This is a genomic window from Protofrankia symbiont of Coriaria myrtifolia, from assembly GCF_900634755.1.
Taxonomy (GTDB): domain Bacteria; phylum Actinomycetota; class Actinomycetes; order Frankiales; family Frankiaceae; genus Protofrankia; species Protofrankia coriariae.
On sequence record NZ_CAAAFS010000339.1, the window covers coordinates 1 to 23,474 of the forward strand.

Consider the following 23,474-nt stretch of genomic DNA (forward strand, 5'->3'; position numbering starts at 1 on the left):
CAGATACCGGTGATGTCCGATGCGCTCGCGGCGTTCCCCGCGTGGGTGGTCAGGCCGCTCAGATCCTCCAGGGTGCGTAGCAGGTTGTAATGGTTGTAGGTCGTGGACGAGGAACTGCCCGGGACGACGTGCTGCCCGTAGAGCACCGTGGCGACGCGGTTGCCGTAGGAACCGTTGTCCTCGTCAAAGGTCACGATGAGGACGCTGTTGTGGGTATTGGCCCAGGTGGCGTAGGCGCCGAGCTTGTTCTGCAGCCATGTGTCACCCGTGCCGACCGAGCAGTCGTGCATGTCGTTGCACAGGTTCGGGATAACGAACGAGACCTTCGGCAACGTGGTGTAGTTGGCGGGGAACTGATTGAAGGTGTAAGCGGTGTTCAGCGGCACGTTACTGAAGGCGAACCACGGGTTGTGCTTGCGCGCATACTTAGTGCTGCTGTTGGTGCACACCGTCGAACCCTGGGAGGGCAGGCCCTCGTTGTAGCTGCCCCAGGCCTTGCCGGCCGCGATCAGCTCGGAGCCGAGGTTGGCCGCGCTGCTGAACTGCGGGGTATAACAACTGTCATCGGTGACGCCCTGCGTGCCGCCGGAGAAGATGTCCAGGTAGTTGGGCTGACTGGGGTGGGTCAGAGCATAGTATTGCGTAAGATTGGCACCCCCGGCCTTCAACGTGTTGTTGATGTACGGTGCGCTTGAGCTACCGATGATCTGCGGGTAGCCGTGGTTCTCCATGACGACGACGACCACGTGGTCGGGCGTCGGCAGCGTCGCCGCCTGCGCGCTGGGCGCCAGTAGTCCGACCGTCGCGGCGGCCAGAACCGTGGTGGTACCGAGAGCGGCGAGGGCCCAACGCGGGCGTTTGACATGGGCAAGAACAGACACAGCAGACCTCCAGAAGTGCCGCGGGAACAAGCACGAGCGCTTGCTGTGGAGCCGAATCAGATTAGTGTGTTCCGATGCGTCGTTGGTGGACCGGAAGTGAAAGCCAGACGAACATCCGCATACTCACATATTTCACCGTGCCGACCCGGAACCCACCCGAACCTGAACGTTCTCATCCTGCCGACGGCGAATTCCAGTAACCGGTATCTCCGATCTCGGCGATCAGATTCGATTGGTGATTTTACCGTGGACGGAGTACACCGGTGGCATCACGGTCGCTTTTCCGCCACCGCGACCTGCCGAAAATCAAGCATATTATGGAATCCAGGAACGGCCGGCCCACCATTGCCCTGGAAACCGGCCCGTCCTGTTCCCGGAACCGGCCTGTCCGCCTCACCGGATACGCTCGCCGGACCGGCGCCCGGTCAACCGCGACCGCCGGCGGCGGACCGGGGCGGACCGCGTTCGCCAAACGTCTGGATCGTCGTCAGGTCACAGACCACGGCTATCGCGACAGGTCCAGACCGCGGGCTCGAACCGTTCGACATCCGACACGCCGCCCAGGCAGGCGGAGCTCACCTGCTACCGTTCCGCTCAGCCTGACCGAAGGGTTGCATGTGACGGAGAGCACCCGGGGTGAACCCCTGATCGTCATGGAGGGCGTCGAGAAGTCCTTCGGCGATTTCCGTGCCCTGCACGCGATCGACCTGACCGTACACAGCGGCGAGGTGGTCGTCGTCATCGGCCCGTCGGGATCGGGCAAGTCGACACTGTGCCGCTGCATCAACCGGCTGGAGACCATCGACGCCGGCCGGATCACGATCGACGGGCGCCAACTGCCCGAGGAGGGGCGCGCGCTCGCGCGGTTACGGGCCGAAGTGGGCATGGTCTTCCAGGCCTTCAACCTCTTCGCCCACAAGACGGCGCTGGAGAACGTCACGCTCGGGCCGACAAAGGTCCGGGGAATCCCGCGGAACGCGGCCGAGCACCGGGGGCGGGAACTACTCGACCGGGTGGGCGTCGGCGCGAAGGCCGGCAGCTATCCCGCCGAGCTTTCCGGCGGGCAGCAGCAGCGTGTCGCGATCGCCCGGGCGCTGGCCATGGACCCGAAGGTGATCCTCTTCGACGAACCCACCTCGGCGCTCGACCCGGAATACATCGCCGAGGTGCTCGACGTCATGGCCGAGCTCGCCCGCGACGGCATGACCATGGTGGTCGTCACGCACGAGATGGGGTTCGCCCGGCGGGCCGCGGACCGGGTCGTGTTCATGGCCGACGGCGGAATTCTCGAGGAAGGCGCTCCGGCGGACTTCTTCGACAGCCCGCGTACACAGCGGGCCCGCGACTTCCTGGCCCGTGTCCTCCCCCACTGAGCCGGCCCGTGCCCGCCCTTGGCCGACAGGCTCCCCCTTGAAAGGACGACCATGCGGATTCCACGTTTCCCGCTCCAGCACCACCCACTCCAGCGGTACCCACGGCGAGGACGACGGCTGGTGACGGCCGTGCTCGCCGGTACTGTCGCACTCGCCGCCGCCGGTTGTGGGAGCGACACGACCGGTACGGAGGCCGAAACCCCGGCGAAGCCCACCTTCGCCGCCGGCACCACGGCGGCCAGGCTCGCCGAGGCGGGAAAGGTCACCGTCGGTACCAAGTTCGACCAGCCGCTGTTCGGGCTGAAGGGCCTCGGCGGCGATGTCGAGGGATTCGACGTCGAAATCGCGAAAATCATCGCCGACGGCCTGGGGATCGACCCTGACGACATCACCTTCGTCGAGACACCGTCGGCCCAGCGGGAGGGCGCGATCCAGCAGAGCAGGGTGGACTTCATCGTCGCCACCTACACCATCAACGACAAGCGCAAGCAGCTCATCAGCTTCGCCGGTCCTTATTACCAGGCCGGCCAGGACATCATGGTGAAGAAGGACAACACCACGATCACCGGGCCGGAGTCCCTGCGCGCGACGAACGCGAAGGTCTGCTCCGTCTCCGGCTCGACCCCGGCCGAGAAAATCAAGGAATACGCCGACGCGTCCAACATCGTGCTCTTCGACGTCTACTCCAAGTGCGCGGACGCGCTGCGTACCGGCCAGGTCGACGCCGTCACCACCGACAACGTCGTCCTGCTGGGCCTGGTGGACGCCAGTGGCGGCGCGTTCAAGATCGTCGGCAAGCCCTTCACCACCGAGCCCTACGGCATCGGCATCAAAAAGGGTGACACCGCCTTCTGCCAGTTCATCGACGAGCAGCTGACCGCGGCGGCGGCGGACGGCCGCTACGCGAAGGCCTGGGAGTCCACGGCGGGCAAGGTCGCCGGGGCCGCGCCGGCCCTGCCCACGCTCGCCACCTGCTCCTGATCAACATCTTCCCGACCCTGCGCCTTCGTCACCTTTGTAACCTGCTGCCAGTTCTGTTAGTGCCGTAAGCCCGTAGTACCCGAGCCGACGCCGCCCCGGAGCCGCCATGGATGTCATCACCGACAACCTCGGCCTGTACGCCGACGGCCTGTTGGGAACGCTGACGATCTGTGGTCTGGTCGCCGTGGCGGCGTTGCTGCTCGGGGTCGTTCTCGCGGGATTCCGGGTGTCGCCGGTGCCGCCCCTGCGCGCCGTGGGCACCGTCTACGTCACACTGGTCCGCAACTGCCCGTTGACGATCGTCCTGTTCGCCTTCGCCTTCGGCCTGCCGGAGGTGGGGATCAACGGCTCGTACTTCGCCTTCGGGGTCACCGGGCTGACCGTCTACACCGCCGCGTTCGTCTGCGAGGCGGTACGCAGCGGAATCGGCGCGGTGGAAACAGGCCAGGCGGAGGCCGCCCGCTCGATCGGCCTCACCTTCGGCCAGTCGTTACGGCTGGTCATCCTGCCGCAGGCGATCCGGGCGGTCATCCCCCCGCTGGGCAACGTCGGGATCGCGATGGTGAAGAACTCCGCGATCGTCGGCGCGTTCGGCGTCGGCGGCGAACTCTACAGCGTCGCGAGCACGCTGAACGGCGCGCGGGGGGAACCCGCGTTACCGGTCTACGCCGGGGTCGTGATCGGCTATCTCGTCATCGTCATCCCCGCCGGCCTGCTCGTGCTGGCGGCGGAGAAACGGCTGCGGGTGGCGCGGTGAGCCGCTCGGTTCTCTACGACGCCCCGGGCCCGCGGGGACGCCGACGGATCGCTGTCGCCAGCGTTGTCGCCGGTGTCGTGCTGGTCGGCCTGGCGGTGCTGGCCGTCCGCCGGCTGGCGGCGAACGGCCAGTTCGACGGCAGCCGGTGGAGTCCGCTGTTCAACCCCGGGGACGAGGACTTCGCGGACCTGTGGCGCCTGCTCGGCGGCGGTCTGGTGCACACCCTGACCGCCGCCGCCCTGGCGATGTCCCTCTCCCTGCTGCTCGGGGTGCTCATCGCGACGACCAGGATCTCCGCGGCCCGATGGTACCGGTGGGCCGTGGTCGGGGCGGTCGAGCTGCTGCGCGGCGTGCCCGTGGTGATCGCGATCTTCTTTGCGGCGCAGGTTCTCCCGGTCTACGGGCTGAAGCTGCCGCCGCTGTGGTACATCGTGATCGGTCTGACCGCCTACAACTCGGTGATCATCTCCGAGATCGTCCGAGCCGGCATCCTCGCGGTGCCGAAGGGGCAGCGTGACGCGGCCTCGGCGCTGGGCCTCACCCACGGCCAGACGCTGCGGATCGTCCTGCTGCCACAGGCGTTCCGCTCGATGCTGCCGGCTCTGATCAGCCAGCTCGTGGTGATCCTCAAGGACACCTCGCTCGGGGCCTTCATCTCCTACGAGGAGCTGCTGCGCCGGGCCCTGATCGCCATCCAGACCCTGCACAACCCGATCCAGACCTATCTGGTCATCGGCGGCATCTTCATCCTCATCAACTATCTGGTGACCAGGCTGGCGACCTACCTGGAGGCGCGGCTGTCCGGCCGGCGGGCCAGACCGTCCGTGCCCGCGGAGGACCTGCCCACCGGGTAGCGGCAAGCCCACGCCCGACCCGTGGCCCGCCTCGTGCGTCGGTCAGTCGGCGAGGAAGGGCTGCCCGGCCACGAGTTCCGACTGCCGCCCGTCGACCCCGACCGGAATGTCCCCTTCCAGGGTGATCCGGTACAGCACGCGGTCGAAGTCGAGGTGGTTGAGGTCGGACGGGCCCAGATGGGCGGTCGCCCGGTTGTCCCAGAAGGCGACGTCGCCCGGGCTCCAGCGGAACCGCACCGTGTATTCGGGCCGGGCGATCTGCTCGTAGAAGAGGTCGAGAATCCGGTGGCTCTGCCGCGTGGAGAATCCGATGATCTCGTTTTCCCCGGAGGTGAAGGTCGGGCTGACGAAAAGCGCCCGCTCGCCCGTTTCCGGGTGCACCCGGACCACCGGGTGGATCGCCAGCAGCGGATTCGACGCGATCTTCTCCCCGTAGGGGGTCCCGGCCAGCAGGCGGGGACTGAAGCTGTGTTTGGCCCGTAGCCCGTCGGCGAACGCACGCAGCTCTTCCGGGAGGCCCTGATAGGCCGCGACCAGATTGGTCCAGGCGGTGTCACCACCGTACGGGGGGACGATGTCGGCGCGCAGAATCGACCCGGCCGGCGGGTTCACCAGCGCCGTGACATCGGTGTGCCAGCCGTTGTCATAGGTGATCTTCCGCTTGCCGAACTTCTTCTCGTAACGGCGGCTGTCGATCGGCAGGATCTGCGGAAAGCCCTCGGGCGGGGCGTCCTCGTGCGGATGGGCGGGAGTGATCTTACCGAACCTGGCGCCGAAGGCGATCTGCTCGGCGTGGCCGATGGACTGGTCGCGGAAGAACACGACCTTCCAGCGCAGCAGGGCGGAACGGATCTCGGCGATCGTGGCGTCGTCGAGCTGCTGGCTCAGGTCGACGCCGTGAATCTCGGCTCCGGTGTGCCCGGAAAGCGGCCGGACGTCGATACCCAGCCGCTGGACGGTACTTGTCATCGCTGCGTGCTCCAGACTGGTTGGCGGAAAGAACAGCCGGCCGCGGCCGCGGCCGGTCCCGGAACAGAACCCAGACCCGCACCGCCGTATTCATTCCTACGTGAACAGACGGGCCGGCCACCGGAATACAGATGGAATACGAGTGACGCAGGAAACGACGGCAACAGCCGGCGACCGGCCCTGAATCATTCGGAAGAATGCCGCGATACCACGGCCCCGACGCCTACGAAACAATCGGAACCACCACGTCGCACAATGTGGAAGAACAGCGACGGGCAACACGGTCGGCACACCCGGTCAATACGCACCGGCACGATGCGCACGCAGGCAACGTACATTCAGAAGATGCATGCCCGGACACGGCGTACCCGATGTCGCTCATGTTTCGATACTCATACTGCAGGCCGGCCGGGTCAATGTTTACCGCTCGAGTGAAAATAACTCAGTCGGACAGCCGCCCGGCCCCGGCCCGGGCTCGGGTCCGAGCCCGGGCGGAGGCCGGGGCCGGGGCCGGGCGCAGGCTGCGCGGGCTGCGGTGGACGGCGTCCAGCACGGTCGCGCTCGCGGCGACGGCAAGGCTGTGCGCTCCGAAGCGGGTGGGTAGCACGATACGCTCCGGGCTGTCGCACACCCGCGAGTGCGCCGCGATCTGCTCGTACAGGTCGGGCAGCAGGTCCGGCAGAAAGATCGCGGCTGCCTCGGTGAGCACCAGCACCTCCGGGTCGATCACGTCCAGCAGCAGGGCCACCACCCGGCCGATGACACGCAGCCGGTCGCGGAAGAGCGCCAGCACGCGCTGGTCGCCACAGCGGGCCGCGTCCAGCAGAAGCCACAGGTCGGGCTTTTCGATCCTCCCTTCCCGAAACGCCCGCTCTGCCAGGACCCGTTCCGAGATGGCGGCCTGCACACAGCCGGACCGCCCGCAGGGGCAGCGCACCGAACTGTCCGCCAGCGGCAGGTGGGCGACGTCCCCGGCGCCGGCGTGCGGGCCCCAGTGCACCTCGCCGCCGGTGGCGATCGCCGCGTCGACGACGTTCCCGACGAACAGGTGCACCAGGCTGCGCCGGGCCCGCGGATCCCCGAACATGATCTCTGCCTGCGCCAGCGCGCGGGCATGGCCGTCCACATGGACCGGCAGGCCGGTCGTCTCGGCGAGCACCTGACGGACCGGCACGTCACTCCACCCGAGCAGACCGTGCTCGACGATGACGCCGCGCTGCGGGTCCACCCATCCGCCGGTGACCACTCCCAGTCCGAGCAGCCTGCTGCCTCGGGCGTGCCGCGCCACGAAGCCGGGAAGATACTGGCTGATCTGCCGCAGCACCTCGCGCGCGTCACCCTGGTGCGGCACGCTCTCCTGGGCCACCACCTGGCCACGCAGGTCCACCAGACCGAAGGTGATGTTGGGGACGGCGATGTGCACCCCGCAGGCGAGGTGACGCTGCGTGTCGATGTCCAAGGGGACGAACGGGCGGCCGGCGCGTGGCGGGCTGGACAGCGCCGGCAGTTCACGCAGCAGCCCGAGGGAGATCAGATCGGCGGTCTGCCGCGACACCACGGCCGGGCTCAGCCCGGTCGCGCGGCCGATGAGGGTGCGCGCCACCGGCCCGTGATCCAACACGGCGCGCAGCACCGCCGCGGCGGTGCCTGTCGGGTCCGAGCGACCCGCGGTCACGGACGACGCCAGGGGATGGTTGAGTGCCGGCACGGCTGACCTCCTCGCGCTGCGGTGCTGCATGCGGACTCGGCAGGGCCGCGGATGTGCGGATGTCGTCACGGCCCACGTGGTGGGCAGACGCGCGGACCCACGTTGCCCGTCTCGCAGATGATCAGTCTGATGGAGTCGAAACCCTGGTCAGGGCCGACGACCCTCTCGATGCCGCCTGCCGGCAGGGAAACGGAGAAGTCCGGGACGAAGAAGGACCGCATGCATCCGGACGGCCTGGGCACGCTGAGAATCCAGCGGCGGCATCAGGCGGACGGACAGAGCGCGCTCGCCACGCGACGGAGGTCAACGTGCGCGCGGCAGACCAGATAGGTATGCCGGCTCATGCGGTCGACGCTAGGCAACACCCGAATGATTGTCAACCAGATCGGTGGGGAACACAGTGGGGAACGCTGTAGGAACACTGTGGGAACGCCGTCTCGCATCCCGGTCGCCGCCGGCTCGACCACCACCCGGCCACCGCCCGGCCGGCGTCCGGCGCGGCAGGCCACCGAGACGGGCCGGCGCCAGGAGCACGAGCGAGCCCGGGCCACGATCGGCGAGCTCGCCGCGGCACCGCGCGCCGTAACCGAAAACCTCCGTTGACGGACGCACCGGCCAAACAATTCAACAACGAGCGGACGCCGGTCAGAACATCATGGCCGGATAAAGCCACGATCAGGAATTCCACCGGATTCCCTCAGCAAATACCAAGGCTTCTCCGCGAGGCTGAGGCGCGTTGATCCCGGTCGGGAACCACTCGCGATCAGCACCGGCCGTGTTTGTTCCGGTGTCTCCGGCAGGTCGTCCGGGCACGCGAAAAACCTGTGATCGTGTGCTCTTCGGCCGGCCGGACACGCAAGCGGGCCCGCCCCGTCCACCGGGGCTTTCGGAGGAGTGGATGCAGGTGCGGCGTACGCGCCTACGGATCGGACACAGGACACTTGCCCTTGCGGCGGTGGCTGCCATTGTGATCGTGGCGGGTTCCATAACGATCGGCCTGGCGGTTTCCTCGTCCGCCGACGGCAGCGGCCCGCGGCTGGTGGCGGCGGGCCCCGGGACGATCCGGCAGACGGTTTCGGCCACCGGGGTCATTCAGGCCGCCCACCAGGCCAACCTGACCTTCGGTGTCTCCGGCCGGGTCACCGGTGTTTCGGTCACCGTCGGCCAGCAGGTCATGACCGGACAGGTGCTGGCCACGATCGACTCGGCGGCGCTGGCGGCCTCGGTCGCGCAGGCCGAGGCCACCGTGGCCACCAGCGAGTCCAAACTGTCCGCGGACCGCAGCGCCGGGGCGTCCGACGCACAGGTGAACGCCGACAACCAGGCAGTCACCGCCGCGCGCAACGCGCTGGCCGCGGCACAGCAGTCACTGTCCCAGGCGACGCTGACCTCACCGATCGCTGGCACGGTCGCGACCGTCAACCTGACGGTCGGCCAGCAGGTCTCCGGCAGCGGAACGGCCGCCTCCGGCGGGACGGGCGGCGGGAGCGGAGGCGGCGGTGGGAGCTCGACGAGCTCCGCCTCGACCAGTGCGGCGTCGGCCTCGTCCGCGCAGGTGGTGGTGGTCGGCTCGGACGGCTACACGATCGCGGCGAACGTCGACGACACCCAGATCGGCGAGGTCAAGAAGGGCGACCAGGCGGTCATCACCCCGAACGGTGCCACCACGACGCTGTCCGGAACGGTCGCCACCGTCGGTCTGCTGCCGGCCCAGAGCTCGGGGACGACCTCAGGGACTGCTTCGGGAGTCGCGATGTACCCGGTCACCATCGATGTCACCGGGACCCCGGCGGGGCTGCACCTCGGAGCCAGCGCCCAGGTTCAGATCATCGTCCAGCAGCTCACCGACGTCCTGACCGTGCCGACCGCGGCCCTGCACTACAGCGGCGCCCAGGCGCAGGTGTACCAGCTGGTCGAGGGCCGGCAGGTGTCCCGGACGGTGACGGTCGGCGCGAGTTCCGGTGGCGTCACGCAGATCACCGAGGGGCTGGCGGCCGGCGACATGGTGCTGCTGCCCGAGACGGCCTCCGCCGGACGCTCCGGTGGTGGCGGGGAAGTCCCGAACGGCCGTTCCGGCGGCTTCGGCGGCGGCCGGTGCCGGTGGCGGTCCCGGGTTCGGTGGTGCCGGGTTCGGCGGTGCCGGTGCCGGTGCCGGGTTCGGCGGAGGCGTCCGCGGCGGCGGGGCGGGCTGAGCCGTGGCCGAGAGCGGATCACTCCTCGCCGAGCCGCCGGCCGGCTCGCCACCCGTCATCGAACTCGACGGTGTTCGCAAGACCTACCGGACCGGCGCCATCGAGGTCGACGCGCTGCGCGGCGTCGACCTGCGCATCTCCGAGGGAGAGTACATAGCGATCATGGGCCCGTCCGGGTCGGGGAAGTCGACCCTGATGAACATCCTCGGCTGCCTCGACATACCCACCGCGGGCCACTATCGCCTTGCTGGCGAGGACGTCGCCCGGATGTCCGAGGACGCTCTCGCCGAGATCCGCAACCGGCGGATCGGCTTCGTCTTCCAGCAGTTCAACCTGCTTCCCACCCTGTCCGCGTGGCGCAACGTGGAGCTGCCGTTGTGCTACGCCGGGACGGGACGGGCGCAGCGTCGCGTCCGGGCGATCGAGGCGCTGGAGAAGGTGGGCTTGGGGGACCGGATCGCCCACCGCCCGAACGAGCTCTCCGGCGGCCAGCAGCAGCGGGTCGCCGTCGCCCGGGCGCTGGTCACCGACCCCGCGCTCATCCTCGCCGACGAACCGACCGGCAACCTCGACAGCGCGTCCACCCAGGACGTGCTCGACCTGCTCGGCGAGTTACACGCGTCCGGCCGCACGATCGTGCTCATCACCCACGAGCCCGAGGTCGCCGCCACCGCCGGCCGGGTGGTGCGCATCCGGGACGGCGGCATCCAGTACGACACCAGCTCTGATCATCCGAGTGACGACGCCGACGGGCCCGGGGACGTCGGATTCGGCGCCAGCGCCGGGTTCGGAGCCGTCGCCGGCCCGGGCCCCGTTCCCGTGCCTGTGCTCGGGCCCGAGCACAGGCACGGGAAGGCAGCCCATGGCGACCTGGCCCGGCTCACCTGGGTGATCCGCCCATGAGCTGGCTGGAGACACTGCGCATCGGCATCGAGGCGGTACGTACGCACCGGTCCCGTTCGGCCCTGACCGTCCTCGGGATTCTCATCGGCATCGCCGCGGTCATCCTCACGGTGGGCCTCGGCCAGGGCACCCAGAACCAGGTCCGCGACCAGATCAACTCCCTGGGCAGCAACCTGCTCGTGGTCACCCCGGGCAGCGCCACCAGCAGCGACGGCGTCCGCGGCGGCTTCGGCTCGGCCTCGACCCTGACCGTGCACGACGCCGAGGCCCTGGCCTCGAAGGACGTCGCTCCGGACATCGCCGCGGTCGCGCCGGCCAGCCAGCGCAGCCTGTCGCTGACGGCCGGCACGTCGAACTGGACCACCACGGTCGTCGGGACGACGCCCGACTGGCTGTCGGTCCGGGCTCGCAAGATCGCGTCTGGCCGCTTCCTGACCAGCCAGGACATCACCGCCCAGGCCGCGGTCGTCGTGCTCGCCGCCAGCACCGCCGAGCAGCTGTTCGGCGGCCGTGACCCGGTCGGCGCGACCGTGGCGGTCTCCGGAGTCCCCATGCAGGTGGTCGGGACGCTCGCGGCAGCCGGCTCGTCCGCCACGGCCAACGAGGACGACCAGGCGATCCTGCCGATCAGCACCGCGGCGAACCGGGTGTTCGGCGGGGCGGCCCGCGGCTCCGTGCAGAACATCTACCTGGAGGCGTCGTCGTCGCAGACGTTGTCGGCCGCCCACCAGGAGGCCACCAACACACTGCTGGCGCTGCACCGCGTCAGCACGCCCGCCGCCGCCGACTTCACCATCGCCAGCCAACAGTCCATCCTGGCCGCCGCCACCTCGGTGGACCGGACACTCACCGTGCTGCTCGGCGGGATCGCCGCGATCTCACTGCTGGTCGGCGGCATCGGCGTGATGAACATCATGCTGGTTTCCGTCACCGAACGCATCCGAGAGATCGGCCTGCGCAAAGCGCTGGGCGCGCCACCCCGGGTGATCAGACGCCAGTTCCTGGTGGAGGCGTCCATCCTCGGCCTGACTGGCGGGCTCGCCGGCGCCGCCCTCGGGCTGCTGGGGGACGCGCTGCTCCCCCACCTGATCTCCCAACGGATCGACGTCTCGCTCCCCGCGACCGTCGGCGCGATCGTCGTCGCGATGGGGATCGGCGTCGGATTCGGCGTCTACCCGGCCAGCAGGGCGGCCAGGCTGGCCCCCATCGACGCGTTGCGCAGCGAATGACGACCCGCCGCCGCCCGGCCCTGTCCCGCCTCCGGGGCCACGATCAGAAAAACGAGCCCACCGTGCCCGAACCGAACCTGCCAGAACCGATCGTGCCCGAACCGCTCGTGCCCGCGTCGGTCTTTGTCCGGGAGCCCACCCGCACCGGGGAGAGCACCCGTGGCTGACCGGAACTCACGCGGCCGGCGGCAGCGGCTGCGCCGCCGGGCGACGGTGATCGCTGTCATCGTCGTCGCCGGCGGGGCCGGCGGCGGAGTTCTCGCCGCCACGGCCGCCTCGGGCGGGCCGTCCTACCGGACCGCCGCGGTCACCCATCGCAGTGTCGAGGCGACACTGAACTCCACCGGCGCCGTGACAGCCGTCAGCCAGGCAGCGGTGAGTTTCCCCGTCAGCGGACGGGTGACCAGGGTTGCCGTGACGGTGGGCCAGCACGTGACAACAGGTGACGTGCTGGCCGAGCTCGACACGTCCACCCTGGCCGCGGCGGTCGACAACGCCCGGTCCGCCCTCGCTTCGGCGCAGGCGAGGCTCGCCGCCGACCAGACCAGCCAGACCACGGCCGGCACGGCCTCGGCGTCCACCAGTGCGTCCACCGCCGCGCCCGCATCGGCATCGGCTGGGATCGGCGGGGTCAGCGCGGCGCTGTTCGTCGCCTCGGGCCGAGCCGGCGTCCAGGATGTGGGCCAGGTAACGGCAACAGGGGACGCGGGTGGCACGGCGCCGGCCGGAACCGCCGACGGCACGGGGACGACCGGGGCGGCGGGCTCGGCCGAGGAGCTCGTCAGGCAGTACCAACAGCGGTTGCTGGCCGACCAGCACGCCGCCGACACGATCCTGTCCCAGATCAAGGCCGATCTCGCCCACGAGCAGTCGGTGTGCCAGTCGTTCCTGGACGGCCTGCACCAGGGCGAAGAGCACCAGAGCGGGGGTGCCACCTCGGGCTCGGCAGCATCCGGCGTCACGCCCGGCGGCGGGATCTCGGGCTCGGGCACCGTGGCCCCGGCATCCCTGTCGTCACCGGTCGCCGCGGCGGCCACGACGCCGGCGACCAGCAGCGCGGCGCCCGACGGTACGGACTGTGCGGCGCTGCTCCAGCAGGTCCTCGCCGAGCAGGAGGCGCTCAACGAGCGGCTGCGCGCGGTCGCGGCGGACATAGCGGCCCTCGACGCCGCGGTCGCACAGCTGCTGGCCCAGGCCCAGGCCCAGGGCGGGCAGCAGTCCCCCGGGCCGCAACCGGACGCAGGCGCGAGCCCAGGCACAGGAGCAGCCCCAGGAGCAGGAGCAAGCTCAGGAACAGCGCCGGGCACCGAAGCGGGTGCGGGTGCGGACCGACCGTCGTCCGGACCGACCGGAGCCGGGACAGCGACCGGCGGCACGGGCCAGAGCGGGGGGACAACTACCCACGGCGACCAGAACACGCTCGGCGGCACGGCAGCCGGGGGCGGCGCGACAGGCCGGTCCGCGGCGAGTGGCACGGGTGCGGGTGGTGCCGCGGGCGGGGGCGGCTCAGGGACGGGCGGCGCGGGAACGGGCGGCTCACGCGCACCGGCGTCCGCCGCTCAGATCGCCGCCGACCAGGCCGCGGTCGACGCTGCCGACGCCGTGCTCCTGGTGGCCCAGCAGAGCCTGGACCAGGCACGGCTGATCAGCCCGATCAGCGGTCTGGTGGCCGCCGTCAACATCGCCCCCGGCCAGTCCGTCAGCGCCGGGTCGAGCACAGCCACGATCGTCGTGCTGAACCCGGACGCCATGCAGGTGACGACGACCGTCAGCGACAGCGACCTGGCCGCCGTGAAGATCGGCGCCAGGGCCAGGATCACCCCCGACGGGACCAGCTCCCCACTGACCGGCACCGTGGTGGCGGTCGGCCTGCTCCCGGCGGCGTCCACCGCGTCCGGCGGGACGGCCTCGGCCGGGTCGTCGGGATCGTCGTCCGGGGCGGCCTATCCGGTGACCATCGGCCTGAACGACGACGGCGGGAAGCTGTTCGCCGGCTCGGGCGCGGCCGTGGCCATCGTCACCGCCAGCGCGACGGACGCACTCGCCGTGCCGACATCGGCGGTGCTGCGGATCGGCAACCGGTACGTCGTGTCCGTCCTGCGCGACGGCAGGGCGACCAGCGTGCCGGTGCGGGTGGGCGCGGTCGGCACGGCCTTCACCCAGGTGACGTCCGGCCTGTCCGAAGGCGACCAGGTCGTCCTCGCGGACCTGAACGCCCCCCTGCCCACCGGCAACACCACCCCGCGCGGCCTCGGCGGCGCCGGCCTCGGACCAGCCGGCGGCGGCCTCACCGGCGGCCTCACCGGCGGTGGCGCCGGTAGCGGCGGCTTCGTCGTCAACGGAGGAGGCGGCAGACGGAACGGGTGACGGCTCACCCACCCCGTCCAGCCGCCACCTCGGCGGAGAAACAGGAGAAACAGTTGCGAATGTTCGGGGACGAAGGGACAGGTCAGGCCACGGGGGTTTCGGTGGCGAGGAGGTCCTGGAGTTCGTAGACCGCTTCACGGAGTCGGTCGACGAAGGTGTACAGCCCGTCGGCCACCGCGCGCGGTGTGCTCAGGTAGAGGTTGAAGCGGTCGGGCAGCAGCACGTAGGCGATGCCGATGCACTGGCTGCTGGTCGAGCCGAAACCGAAGTACTCGATGTTGACCGAGGGCGCGGAGCTGGTGCTCAGGTAGTCGTCCCGCAGCTTCACCCAGCCCGGGCTGTCGTACAGGTCGAGCGGTTCGGTCACCCCCAGCTCCTCACCGCGCCGTTTCTGGATGAGCTGCAGCTCCCACAGGTGCTGTTCGGGCGCCTGCCCCGACTGGCACTGCTTCGCCTGTGCCACGTGTTTCTCGGCGGCTGCCCGGAACGCCGCCCGGCGGGTCGCCGCGTCCGCCGTCGGATCGTCCAGCGTGGCCACGAAGCGCAGCACCTCGGGTGTGACGACGCGCATCGCCTCGGTGCGCCCGTGCCGGTACTGCCGAGTGGCGATCGACTCGTAGGTGGCGCCTGTCAGCCCTTTGGCCCGCTTGTGCGCGAGCTGGTACGCCAGCTGCACGAACGCGTCCGGTGACACCCGCAGCTGCTTGGCCCGGTTTCCGCCGAAGTCGTCGAACGACAGGATGGTCGTGGCGGTGGCGGCGCCATACGCCGCGAACGCCTCGCCGGCGGCCTGTATGTTGGCCCGCAGGTCGCTGTCCAGCACGAACTCGATGGGTCTGATGTCCGGCAGGCCCTGAGGGACGGCCCCCGACTGCGCCGAGTGTTCCTCGGGTGAGGAACCCAGCAGCGTGTCGACGAAGCTGAGAATCGTGGTTCCGTCCAGACCGCAGTGCTCGATGTTGATACCCGCGGTGCCGTCCTCGAAGACGATCAGGGAGACGGCCTTGTCGAACCACCGGTTACCGCTGTTGCCGTACAACAGCTGGTCGCACGCCTCCTGGGTGTCCGTGGGCGTGATGTCCTCCAGGTCCAGGAGGAACAGCGCGGTTTCCAGCTCGTCGAGCGCGGCGGCGTTGCCGGGGTGGTGGGCAGTCAGCGTCTGCCGGCTGGCCGCCCACTCCGCCCGGGCCTTGGTGGTCAGATGTCCGACGGCGGTGTCCGGCGCGGCCGGGGTCGCACCGGCCTTCCTGATCGCCTCCAGGCCCGCCGCAAGATCGTCTAAGGTGTACGGCCGGCCGTCGGGGCCCAGCACGTCCAGACGGAAGATGTTCCCGCGGAAGAACACCGCGATGTGACGCGCCTGGGACGGGCCCGGCCATTGTTCGCTGTACGGTACGCGGACGGTGTCCTGCACGGCCCCGGGTATCCGCGTCGTGGAGAACAGGAACTTGTTCTGCTCCATCGACAGCGGCCGTCCCCGCTGGACGGCCGGTGGGATGCGTTCGTCGTCGAGCTGCAGCTTGTAGTTGACGGCCGCGGCGACAAGGCCGGCGGCCCGTTCGATCTGTCGCAGCGGCGACTTCTTGAACAGGAAGAAGAAGTTCGCGTTGAGCGCGATGCGGTCGCGGCGGCCCAGATACCGGGACGGCCAGAACGTGTCGAGCCAGCTGTGCACGCCCTCGGTGGCGTCATATTCCACCAGTGCCTGGTGGAGCCGCTGGCCGGGGCCGTCCGGCCGCCGGAACGCGGCCACCGCCGCCTCGGTCCGAGCCAGTTCGTCCGCGGTCAGCAGCGGTGCCGCCCACTCGAGGAATCTCTCGGAGCTCTCCTCCAGCGTGGGCAGCGGCACCCGTGGCAGCTGGTCCTCATTGCCGAAGGTGCGGGCGGACAGTTCCTGCTCGGCAGGGGTGGGGGTGGGCGGCTCCTGATTGCCAGGGACTGCGACAGGGGCGGGGGCGGACAGTCTCTGGGCCACGCTCAGTTCCTGGTTGACGGTCAATGTGATCCTCGACCTCGGTGGTTGTGGGGATTTGGACGATTCCTTGCCGGTTGATGATCCATTGCTGGTTGCGAGGTCGATGACCACGCAATCCTTCGTGCCGCGCGGCCGGGAGACGTAGAGCTGCGCGTAGAGCCAGCCGTCGGCTTCCAGACCGCTCGGATCCACGCCGACGTTGTAGAGGGTGTCTAGCACGAGCGACTGCTCCTGGGGGGAGGCGAAGCGCCGTTGCCGGAACATGTGCTCGAAATGAGCAGTCTCGTATCCCAGTCCGTCCAGGCTCTCCTCGACGGGCTCGAACGGGAACATCCGTAGGACGAAATGCGCCATCCACGGCCGGCGCTCGTCGTTCGCGTGGACCACCCGCATGAGGGTCCGGTGGGTGACGTAGCCGATGCAGCCGGTCGAGATGACCAGGTCCGTACCGGCCAACTGCCGGCGCTGTCGCTGGGTGGGGTCGTTCTCCTCCAGATCGGCGTGCACCGCGTCGTCGATGAAACCGGCCGCGAGCGCGTACGAGAGGGCGGGCCGCGAGGTGTCCAGGCCCACGAACCGGATCCGGCGCGGGTCGGCCCGCGACCGGACCAGCTCCTGGTCACGGGCCAGCAGCGTGTCACGGTCCGGTGTGTCGACGTCCCGGTCGCAGTACCGTCCGTACAGTTCCGCCATACTTGCGTCACATTTCAGCAGAGCCGCGTTGATACCGTAGGAACAACCGATGTCCAGGACGTTGGCACCTGATTTTCCCTGTGCCTCCCGGTACGCCTCGATGATTTTGACGAAATACGGTTTCGCCAGCTGCGGGATGTCGTAGTCGAGCTTGCGCAACGTGTCGAAATAGGCGTACGGGTCGGGCTGCGTGTAGATGTGATCGAGCGAAACTTTTCCAGTGGCATCAAAACGCACGGGTTGGGTTCCTCCTTGGATCACGGAACAGGCAACTGACCGGCGCCGGGCCCGGGCCGCCGATCGCCCCCCCCAGGCCGTTTCCGGCGGCGGATTCCCGGTCGGAGCGGGACGTCACCCGCTCCGACCGGCGTCCGCTGGAAACGGCCTAATCCAACAGTTGGTCGACCCGCACGGCGTGTCCAGCGGCCGCCAGATGCTCGGGCAGCACCCGGCCGAAAAGCTGCCTCGTCCGTTCCACGCTGCCGACCACCCCAGGGCGTTCACTGTACGAGAAAATCGCCGAGTGGCGCGCGGTGCCACCTCGCACGGCGCTCACCCGGTGCATCGAATAACGGCCCCTGAACAGCTGCAGATCCCCGGGGCGCAGGGACGCCCGACGGATCAGGTGCCCACCGCGGCCGGCCAGCACAGCCTGTACGTCGGCAAAGTTCTCCGTCGTCGTGGACCTGATACCCGGGCAGTACTCGAATGCCCCGCCGTCCGCTGGCTCCTGCGTGAGCAGGCTCACCGCGAACTCGTTCGTGTCGAAGTGCCATGGATGTTCCATGCCCGGGGTGACGACGTTGAGACACAGCCCAGCCAGGGGATCCGCGAGCTCGTGGACCCGGGGCAGCTCGAAACAACTGGCAATAAAATTCTGGAACAGTTCACTGGTGTAGAGCCGATGAATGACAAAATCGTCGGGGATACGATCTCGCGCTACGAAGGCGTTACCACGCCGCATCGGCAGCCGACCAGGATGGTCCGCCGGCAGATCCGCGTCGGTGGCTATGTTGTAGGCATTGACGGTCTCGACGTCATAATATGCCCGGGGAGCGACCGCGGCACATTCCAGTCGTATTTCTTCACGCCGGGCGGGCTGGATGAAGTTGTGCAGTATACTGCAGCCGTGGGTGTGTAACTCCTGCCGGGTACGAGAAACCACGTACTCCCAGTCGGCGCCACCCGGCTCCGTCAGGGGATAGCAGGTCGCGCTGACCACCTGCTCGATCAGCCGAGCCTCCGATGCGATCATGAAGTTCTCCTCCGCCGATTATGATCATCATGGCGAGACGGGACAGTACAACCATCCAGACGATCCCCACGACCGACGTCCATCCGCCGACAGTTGCCCGATCCACACGCTGTCAAGGCCTATCCCTCCCCCGCGAACAGGTCACGTCCGCAGCGTCTTCTCGCCCACCCCGGGCATGCCAGGAGCACCCGAGGAGCCGGACATCGACACGAAACAAACATGATCGCACAGTCTTTTCGACTCTTAGCACATCGTTGCCCTCGATTCATTGCCATGAAGTCGTCTGTGACACGCGACACCACCCTCGAAAACGCCTGTCGATCACGATCGGTTCAGATCTTCCCCGCCGTCACCCTCGATATTCATTTTGACTCCGTCGACAGCCACAGCCGATAGTCACACCGGGTGATTAAAGAGTGAGCCCCGAGTGAGTGGGGGTCGATTGTCGGGTGATTACCAGCCAGTCGGGTGACCGTCAGATGGACGTTGGCGACTCCGTCCGTGCGGCCGGCCCAGGATCGCCTGGTCGAGCGGTACCGGGCACGACCAGGCCCGGACACGGAAGCCGCGGCACGGAAATGTTACAAATTACGATCAACAGCGTTACAAGTCAGGACGAATCGGTCCGCTGTCTGGACGGTGGGACCATCCCCGGCCGGGCGAATGACCACTCGTTGTGACCGTCAGCAGATTGTGAGCCGAGCAGATGCCCATTGCAGCGCAGTTCTCCGAGTACGGCACCAGCGACGTGCTGCGCATCGTCGACGCCCCGGCCCCGGTCGCCGGTCCGGGCCAGGTGCGGATCGCGGTGCGGGCGGTGAGTGTGAACCCTGTCGACTGGAAGATCCTCCAGGGCGCCCTGCAGGAGCTGATCAGGCTGGACCTGCCGGCGGGCCTGGGCAGCGACGTCGCCGGTGTCGTCGACCAGGTCGGCGACGGCGTGACCGCCTTCGCGGTCGGCGACGAGGTGCTCGGCTCGTCCTCAACCCCCTCCTACGCCCAGTTCGCGCTTGCCGACCCGGCGGAGCTGGTAACCAGGCCGGCCGAGGTGCCGTGGGAGGTCGCCGGCAGCCTTGCCGGTGCCGGCGGCACCGCGTGGAAGGTGCTCGATCTGCTCGGTGTCACCGCGGGCGAGACGCTGTTGATCCACGCTGCCGCGGGTGGCGTCGGCGTCTTCGCCGTGCAACTGGCCGTCGCCCGTGGCATGCGGGTGATCGGTACCGCCAGCGAGTCCAACCACGAGCTGCTGCGTTCGATCGGCGCCATCCCGGTCACCTATGGTGATGGCCTGGCCGACCGGGTCCGCGCGGCCGCTCCCCAGGGCGTGGACGCCGTGCTCGACGCGTCGGGCCGCGGTGAGCTGCCCGTCTCGATCGAGCTGGCCGGCGGGCCCGAACGGGTGCTCACCATCGCCGCGTTCGACGCCGCCGACCACGGGGTCCGCTTCCACCTCGGCGGTGGCGGGCAGGACACCATAAGGGCGATCCGGGACATCCTCGCCCTGATCGAGGATGGCCGTCTGCGGCTGCCGATCTGGCGTACGTATCCGCTGACCGAGGCAGCCGCCGCCCTCGACGCCAGCCAGACCGGCCACCTCGGCGGCAAGATCGTGCTACTGCCGTCCTGACGAACGCGCCTGCCAGCGGAAACGCTTCCGAGCGGACCGGGCCGCTGTCGGACGGCGGCCTCAGCCCCGCCGGAACCCACCCGTCAGGGCCGCTCCCAGATACCCCACTGGCAGGAGCAGGCTGTGGATGCCGCGTCAACAGCAGGCCGTCTACCCCGTACCCGGCTGTCTACCATGGTGGGCAGTCGTTGGTTCCAGCGGGAGAGAGACTGCGATGGCCGGTGGGGCGGTACCGACGCGGGCGGCGGCCCGCCTGGTACCGCCCCGTCGTATGTCGGCGGTGTACCGCCTGATGCTGGCGTGTACCGCGCTGGCTGGGCTGTTCGTCATGCACGGTATGGCGGTGGGGCTGGGATGCCCCGGCGGTGCCCGCCCAGCGGGGTCGACGACGACGCCCCACGGCCTGGGCACCGGCCACGAGGCTCCGCCGGTACGGCACCCGCCCGCGGCGGCCCCAATAATCGATCATGAGGCATCCGCGTCGTCGTCCCTGCCGGTACACGCCCTGGCGGCCGGCCACGGGACGTCCACGTCGCCACCACCATTCATAATCACCAACAGTGCCGGTGGGCACGGCGCCCTGTGCGTGTCACTGCCGCCCCGGACGGGGCCGGGCGGCCTGCTCGGTCTGCTGGCGCTCCTGCTCGGCATCGCTGTGATCGCGGGGACGTGGCCCATCGGGGAACGGGGCGCCGGCGCCGACAGCGGTGGCCGACGGCGCCGTGCCCCGCCACCGGCCGGTTCAGGGCTGCTGACCAGGCTGTGCATATCCCGGACGTGACGCAACGCCGCTGATCGGAGCAAGGCTCCGGCTGGTCTGACGTTGCTGTTCATCCGCGCGTGTACCACGCGCCGTCCGGAAAGATTTCTGATCTCAATGCTGACATTGTTGCGTTCGCGTGCCCGCGTTCCGTATCCATCCACCGTCCGCCCGCGTTGTGCGCGCGTGCTGGTCGGGGTCACAGTCGTGGTCGGGCTGGCGGCGGCCGGCTGCGGGGGCTCCGCCACGACCGGGCCGGGGACGGCGCACCCGATGGAGTCTCCCGCGATGCCGGGCCATTCTGCGATGCCTGGGCACGGTGGGATGCCGGCGTCCGGAGGGATGCCCGGCCATGCCGAGATGCCGGGTATGGGGGGCCTGCCGGCCGGGGACGGTCTGGCCGCCGAGGCATCCGGGCTGCGGTTCGTCCCGGCCGCGTCGACGCTGCCGGCCAACCAGCCGACTTCGTTCCGGTTCCGGATCCTGGCGGGCCCGGGACAGCACGATCATGCTTCTCGCCTGTCGCCGCCGGAGACCCACGGCACCGGGACGGCCAACGGGGACGGCACACCTGTCACCGCGTTCAAGCTGGACCAGACCAGGCCGATGCACCTGTACCTGATCCGGTCGGACCTCACCGGCTTCCAGCACGTGCACCCGGACGTGGAAGGCGACGGTACCTGGACGGCGCCGCTCCAGCCCGTCCGGCCGGGCGCGTACCGGGTATACGCCTCGTTCATCACCACGGACGCCTCAGGTGCGGACGTCCCGACGGTCCTCAGCCAGCCGGTCACCGTCGCCGGCAGCTCCGCCGACACCCCGCTGCCGCCCGCGTCGACCACGACCACGGTCGACGGCTACACCCTGACCCTGGCCAGCGGACCGACGGCCAAGGCTGCGGGCACCCTGACGATCACCGTGTCCGCGGGAGGCAGGCCCGTCACCGACCTGCAGCTCTACCTGGACACCTACGCGCACCTGACCGCCTTCCACGAGGGCGACCTTGCCTTCGCCCACCTGCATCCGACAGGCACGACCCCGGGCGGAAAGGATGGCGGCCCGGCCCTGCCGTTCGAGGCGAGCCTGCCGCGCGCCGGCAACTGGCGGCTGTTCGTACAGTTCCAGACCGCCGACGTGCTGCACACGGCCGCGGTGACCCTGCCCGTCGGCTGACCGTCATCCGGCCGGAGCCGGGAAGCGGCGGAGGCTACCAACCGGCGCTTCCCGGATCTCCCGGTCGGGTCATCACCCAGGCAGCATGACCATCCGACGGGGCCAGCGGTGTCGCACGCCTGCGCCGTGCGACGCCCACCGTCCCGCGCAGGAACTATCCGATCGGGGAAACCGCGCTCCGGTCAGGACCGGGCGGCCGGGCCGGAAGCCGGTGGATCCAGGGCCTGGCCGGCGTCCTGCCCCGAATGGCGCAGGACCTCGATACGGCGGCGGTACTCCTCCTCGTCGATCTCGCCGCGGGCGAACCGGTCCGCGAGCACCTGTTCGGGTGCCGACGGGTAGGGCGGCGCGGGCGGCATGGGCGGCTGCTGCGAGGGACGGCCGAGATAGCGGATCACGGCGACCACCGCCACTATGACCAGCGCCCAGAAAGCGACCATGCTGATCGTCATCAGTGCGATCCCCCAGCCGCCGAGGCCGTCACCATGCCACCACATCGTCATCATCTCCCTGCCGGTGTCCTCCCGCGGCCTTGGGTGGCACGCAGGCACCGTGGCCGCGCCGTCCCGGCCGAGTGAGGTTTCCGACGTCCACCCCAGCGTCAGCCAGTCCGGCGTCGACCAGTGAGGGCATACCCTCCACGGGCACGGTTTTCGCCCACCAAAGGTCACAGGCCAACAGGTCCGACGGGGTCCACCGGCCCGGCCGAACGTCCCGCGAACGGAGCCGGATCAGGTAGGCGCCGAACCCGCCGTGCGGAACAATCACGCACAGCGTCGGCCATGGGCAGATCGGGTCATGGCGTGGACTCCGCCGGGGCTCCGGAGCTGCCGATGGCGTCGGGAGCCTCGTCGATGACGATCACGTGCAGGGTGCGCGGCCCGTGCACGCCCTCGACCCGTTCCAGCTCGATGTCGCTGGTCGCGGACGGGCCGGAGATCCAGGTCAGCGGCCGGTCCGGGCGCACACGGGCGACCGCGGCGGGTACGCCGTCCACGACGTCCCCGGCCGGTATGACGCAGACGTGCACGTCGGGGACCAGCGTCAGCGCGCGGCGCCCGCAGGCCGGGCCACCGTCGAGCACGATCGTGCCGGTCTCTGCCACCCCCACCGCGGCTCCGGTGAGCACCGCGTCGACGGCGTCCAGATCGGGCACGGACAGCGGCGCCTCGCTGGTGTCCCGGACCACCTGCCCGCCTGCTCGCGCCACCGCCCGATCCGCCGCGGCGAGCCAGTCCGCGGGCAGCCCGGCGGGAACCGCGACCCGGCGCGCGCCGGTGAGCGCCTTCACGATCGCGGCGGTCAGGCCGTCCGGACGCACCCGGTCCACAACGGCCCGGTAGTCGGCGACCCGTTCGTGGAACAGCTCCACGGTCGCCGCCGACCGCCGCCGCGCGCCGGCCGTATCGGCCGTATCGGCCGTGTCAGCCACGCTGGCGGTGTCAGGCGCGCTGGCGGTGTCAGGCGCGCTGGCCGCGCGCGGGCGGGCATAGTCGCGGGGAACCGGGACGTCCTCGGGCCGCTCGGCCGCGGGCACGTCGGCGAGCGCCGCCCGGATCCGGCGCAACATCTGTTCACGCGCGCTCATCACGGCCACCTTCCAGCGCGGGAGCCTCCCCCGCCGTGGGGTCGCTATCCGTCGCAGGCGCATCCCCTGCCGGAGCCGTGTTCCCGCCGCGGGTACGCGCCCACCAGGCACGGAAGGATTCCGGGGGCGGCAGCGGGACGTCGCGCGCCCGGCTCCACGCCGCCACCGGGCCGGGCAGCGGCACCGGAC

21 protein-coding genes and 2 pseudogenes are annotated in these 23,474 nt (G+C 69.7%); 12 read left to right on the forward strand and 11 right to left on the reverse strand.

Translation table 11 applies throughout. The features are described 5' to 3' along the window. A partial coding sequence (locus CM1CMNOD_RS19810; RefSeq protein WP_131774113.1) for an alkaline phosphatase family protein occupies nucleotides 1-881 on the reverse strand: 881 nt, incomplete at its 3' end. 653 nt (nucleotides 882-1,534) lie between these two features. Here CM1CMNOD_RS19810 and CM1CMNOD_RS19815 point away from each other — a divergent pair. The 4 genes from CM1CMNOD_RS19815 to CM1CMNOD_RS19830 all read left to right on the forward strand — a co-directional run bounded on the left by CM1CMNOD_RS19815 (nucleotide 1,535) and on the right by CM1CMNOD_RS19830 (nucleotide 4,846). Continuing rightward, a complete protein-coding gene (locus CM1CMNOD_RS19815) occupies nucleotides 1,535-2,254 on the forward strand; it encodes an amino acid ABC transporter ATP-binding protein (RefSeq protein WP_050803840.1) in 720 nt (239 codons plus the stop codon). A gap of 120 nt (nucleotides 2,255-2,374) precedes the next feature. Then, nucleotides 2,375-3,235 (forward strand): glutamate ABC transporter substrate-binding protein, encoded by an 861-nt coding sequence (locus CM1CMNOD_RS19820; protein ID WP_013875374.1) that lies wholly within the window; start codon nucleotides 2,375-2,377, stop codon nucleotides 3,233-3,235. Between the two features lie 106 nt (nucleotides 3,236-3,341). After that, nucleotides 3,342-3,992 (forward strand): amino acid ABC transporter permease, encoded by a 651-nt coding sequence (locus CM1CMNOD_RS19825; RefSeq protein ID WP_013875375.1) that lies wholly within the window; start codon nucleotides 3,342-3,344, stop codon nucleotides 3,990-3,992. Then, complete coding sequence (locus CM1CMNOD_RS19830; protein ID WP_013875376.1) at nucleotides 3,989-4,846, forward strand: amino acid ABC transporter permease; 858 nt, start codon at nucleotides 3,989-3,991, stop codon at nucleotides 4,844-4,846. The genes CM1CMNOD_RS19825 and CM1CMNOD_RS19830 overlap by 4 nt, the downstream gene beginning before the upstream one ends. A 42-nt stretch (nucleotides 4,847-4,888) precedes the next feature. On the opposite strand, the gene CM1CMNOD_RS19835 is transcribed toward CM1CMNOD_RS19830, so the two are convergent. Together CM1CMNOD_RS19835 and CM1CMNOD_RS19840 are read right to left on the reverse strand one after the other, a co-directional pair. Further along, nucleotides 4,889-5,815, reverse strand: coding sequence for a TauD/TfdA dioxygenase family protein (locus CM1CMNOD_RS19835; RefSeq protein ID WP_013875377.1), 927 nt, complete (start codon nucleotides 5,813-5,815; stop codon nucleotides 4,889-4,891). Nucleotides 5,816-6,257: 442 nt separating this feature from the next. Further along, nucleotides 6,258-7,523, reverse strand: a complete 1,266-nt coding sequence (locus tag CM1CMNOD_RS19840) for an ROK family transcriptional regulator (RefSeq protein WP_013875378.1) — start codon at nucleotides 7,521-7,523, stop codon at nucleotides 6,258-6,260. Between the two features lie 423 nt (nucleotides 7,524-7,946). Here CM1CMNOD_RS19840 and CM1CMNOD_RS19845 point away from each other — a divergent pair, with 423 nt between their 5' ends. Both CM1CMNOD_RS19845 and CM1CMNOD_RS24550 read left to right on the forward strand, forming a co-directional pair. Beyond that, nucleotides 7,947-8,126, forward strand: coding sequence for a hypothetical protein (locus tag CM1CMNOD_RS19845; protein ID WP_131772908.1), 180 nt, complete (start codon nucleotides 7,947-7,949; stop codon nucleotides 8,124-8,126). Nucleotides 8,127-8,421: 295 nt separating this feature from the next. Beyond that, nucleotides 8,422-8,712 (forward strand): annotated as a pseudogene (locus CM1CMNOD_RS24550) (efflux RND transporter periplasmic adaptor subunit); the annotation flags it as partial. Here CM1CMNOD_RS24550 and CM1CMNOD_RS23410 read toward each other — a convergent pair. The 3 genes from CM1CMNOD_RS23410 to CM1CMNOD_RS23790 form a co-directional block, all read right to left on the reverse strand. Then, complete coding sequence (locus CM1CMNOD_RS23410) at nucleotides 8,616-8,930, reverse strand: hypothetical protein (RefSeq protein ID WP_013875381.1); 315 nt, start codon at nucleotides 8,928-8,930, stop codon at nucleotides 8,616-8,618. The pseudogene CM1CMNOD_RS24550 and the gene CM1CMNOD_RS23410 sit on opposite strands and share 97 nt — an antisense overlap. A gap of 171 nt (nucleotides 8,931-9,101) precedes the next feature. Further along, nucleotides 9,102-9,293 (reverse strand): hypothetical protein, encoded by a 192-nt coding sequence (locus CM1CMNOD_RS22010; protein WP_013875382.1) that lies wholly within the window; start codon nucleotides 9,291-9,293, stop codon nucleotides 9,102-9,104. 108 nt (nucleotides 9,294-9,401) lie between these two features. Then, nucleotides 9,402-9,527: a hypothetical protein gene (locus CM1CMNOD_RS23790; RefSeq protein WP_277602715.1), complete on the reverse strand. Its 126-nt coding sequence runs from the start codon at nucleotides 9,525-9,527 to the stop codon at nucleotides 9,402-9,404. 191 nt (nucleotides 9,528-9,718) lie between these two features. On the opposite strand from CM1CMNOD_RS23790, the gene CM1CMNOD_RS19860 reads away from it, so the two are divergent. The 3 genes from CM1CMNOD_RS19860 (at nucleotide 9,719) to CM1CMNOD_RS19870 (ending at nucleotide 14,214) form a co-directional block, all read left to right on the forward strand. Further along, complete coding sequence (locus tag CM1CMNOD_RS19860) at nucleotides 9,719-10,618, forward strand: ABC transporter ATP-binding protein (RefSeq protein ID WP_013875383.1); 900 nt, start codon at nucleotides 9,719-9,721, stop codon at nucleotides 10,616-10,618. Then, entirely contained in the window at nucleotides 10,615-11,847 is a 1,233-nt protein-coding gene (locus CM1CMNOD_RS19865) for an ABC transporter permease (protein WP_013875384.1), read from the forward strand. Before CM1CMNOD_RS19860 ends, CM1CMNOD_RS19865 begins: the two co-directional genes overlap by 4 nt. Before the next feature lie 159 nt (nucleotides 11,848-12,006). Further along, nucleotides 12,007-14,214 carry a biotin/lipoyl-binding protein gene (locus CM1CMNOD_RS19870; RefSeq protein WP_013875386.1) on the forward strand — a complete coding sequence of 736 codons (2,208 nt, stop codon included), beginning with the start codon at nucleotides 12,007-12,009 and terminating at the stop codon, nucleotides 14,212-14,214. A gap of 82 nt (nucleotides 14,215-14,296) precedes the next feature. Here CM1CMNOD_RS19870 and CM1CMNOD_RS19875 read toward each other — a convergent pair whose 3' ends face one another. After that, nucleotides 14,297-16,105, reverse strand: coding sequence for a choline/carnitine O-acyltransferase (locus CM1CMNOD_RS19875; RefSeq protein ID WP_043607302.1), 1,809 nt, complete (start codon nucleotides 16,103-16,105; stop codon nucleotides 14,297-14,299). A 1,162-nt stretch (nucleotides 16,106-17,267) separates the two neighbouring features. Further along, complete coding sequence (locus CM1CMNOD_RS19880) at nucleotides 17,268-18,137, reverse strand: HalD/BesD family halogenase (protein WP_013875388.1); 870 nt, start codon at nucleotides 18,135-18,137, stop codon at nucleotides 17,268-17,270. A 706-nt stretch (nucleotides 18,138-18,843) separates the two neighbouring features. Here CM1CMNOD_RS19880 and CM1CMNOD_RS19885 point away from each other — a divergent pair. The 3 genes from CM1CMNOD_RS19885 to CM1CMNOD_RS19895 all read left to right on the forward strand — a co-directional run bounded on the left by CM1CMNOD_RS19885 (nucleotide 18,844) and on the right by CM1CMNOD_RS19895 (nucleotide 21,697). Continuing rightward, nucleotides 18,844-19,764: an NADP-dependent oxidoreductase gene (locus CM1CMNOD_RS19885; RefSeq protein WP_013875389.1), complete on the forward strand. Its 921-nt coding sequence runs from the start codon at nucleotides 18,844-18,846 to the stop codon at nucleotides 19,762-19,764. 292 nt (nucleotides 19,765-20,056) lie between these two features. Continuing rightward, nucleotides 20,057-20,545 carry a hypothetical protein gene (locus CM1CMNOD_RS19890; RefSeq protein ID WP_157491049.1) on the forward strand — a complete coding sequence of 163 codons (489 nt, stop codon included), beginning with the start codon at nucleotides 20,057-20,059 and terminating at the stop codon, nucleotides 20,543-20,545. Nucleotides 20,546-20,893: 348 nt separating this feature from the next. Beyond that, a complete protein-coding gene (locus CM1CMNOD_RS19895; protein WP_202797645.1) occupies nucleotides 20,894-21,697 on the forward strand; it encodes a hypothetical protein in 804 nt (267 codons plus the stop codon). A gap of 182 nt (nucleotides 21,698-21,879) precedes the next feature. Here the strand turns inward: CM1CMNOD_RS19895 and CM1CMNOD_RS19900 are convergent, their stop codons facing one another. From CM1CMNOD_RS19900 to CM1CMNOD_RS22575, 3 genes and pseudogenes are all read right to left on the reverse strand, one after another. Beyond that, nucleotides 21,880-22,200, reverse strand: coding sequence for an SHOCT domain-containing protein (locus tag CM1CMNOD_RS19900; RefSeq protein WP_241247662.1), 321 nt, complete (start codon nucleotides 22,198-22,200; stop codon nucleotides 21,880-21,882). Nucleotides 22,201-22,493: 293 nt separating this feature from the next. Then, the gene (locus tag CM1CMNOD_RS19905) at nucleotides 22,494-23,285 is read right to left on the reverse strand and encodes a LutC/YkgG family protein (RefSeq protein ID WP_013875393.1); all 792 of its coding nucleotides are present in this window, start codon (nucleotides 23,283-23,285) and stop codon (nucleotides 22,494-22,496) included. After that, a pseudogene (locus CM1CMNOD_RS22575) lies at nucleotides 23,272-23,474 on the reverse strand ((4Fe-4S)-binding protein); the annotation flags it as partial. The gene CM1CMNOD_RS19905 and the pseudogene CM1CMNOD_RS22575, both read right to left, overlap by 14 nt.

What these genes read in the sequence shown, in the direction of transcription:
- CM1CMNOD_RS19825 (WP_013875375.1), top strand. Translation starts at nt 3,342, where the DNA reads ATGGATGTCATCACCGACAACCTCGGCCTGTACGCCGACGGCCTGTTG.
- CM1CMNOD_RS19885 (WP_013875389.1), top strand. Translation starts at nt 18,844, where the DNA reads ATGCCCATTGCAGCGCAGTTCTCCGAGTACGGCACCAGCGACGTGCTG.
- CM1CMNOD_RS19835 (WP_013875377.1), bottom strand. Translation starts at nt 5,815, where the DNA reads ATGACAAGTACCGTCCAGCGGCTGGGTATCGACGTCCGGCCGCTTTCC.
- CM1CMNOD_RS19900 (WP_241247662.1), bottom strand. Translation starts at nt 22,200, where the DNA reads ATGACGATGTGGTGGCATGGTGACGGCCTCGGCGGCTGGGGGATCGCA.
- CM1CMNOD_RS19890 (WP_157491049.1), top strand. Translation starts at nt 20,057, where the DNA reads ATGCTGGCGTGTACCGCGCTGGCTGGGCTGTTCGTCATGCACGGTATG.
- CM1CMNOD_RS19865 (WP_013875384.1), top strand. Translation starts at nt 10,615, where the DNA reads ATGAGCTGGCTGGAGACACTGCGCATCGGCATCGAGGCGGTACGTACG.
- CM1CMNOD_RS19815 (WP_050803840.1), top strand. Translation starts at nt 1,535, where the DNA reads ATGGAGGGCGTCGAGAAGTCCTTCGGCGATTTCCGTGCCCTGCACGCG.
- CM1CMNOD_RS19905 (WP_013875393.1), bottom strand. Translation starts at nt 23,285, where the DNA reads ATGAGCGCGCGTGAACAGATGTTGCGCCGGATCCGGGCGGCGCTCGCC.
- CM1CMNOD_RS23790 (WP_277602715.1), bottom strand. Translation starts at nt 9,527, where the DNA reads ATGTCGCCGGCCGCCAGCCCCTCGGTGATCTGCGTGACGCCACCGGAA.
- CM1CMNOD_RS19895 (WP_202797645.1), top strand. Translation starts at nt 20,894, where the DNA reads ATGGGGGGCCTGCCGGCCGGGGACGGTCTGGCCGCCGAGGCATCCGGG.
- CM1CMNOD_RS19880 (WP_013875388.1), bottom strand. Translation starts at nt 18,137, where the DNA reads ATGATCGCATCGGAGGCTCGGCTGATCGAGCAGGTGGTCAGCGCGACC.
- CM1CMNOD_RS22010 (WP_013875382.1), bottom strand. Translation starts at nt 9,293, where the DNA reads ATGGTGACCGGGTACATCGCGACTCCCGAAGCAGTCCCTGAGGTCGTC.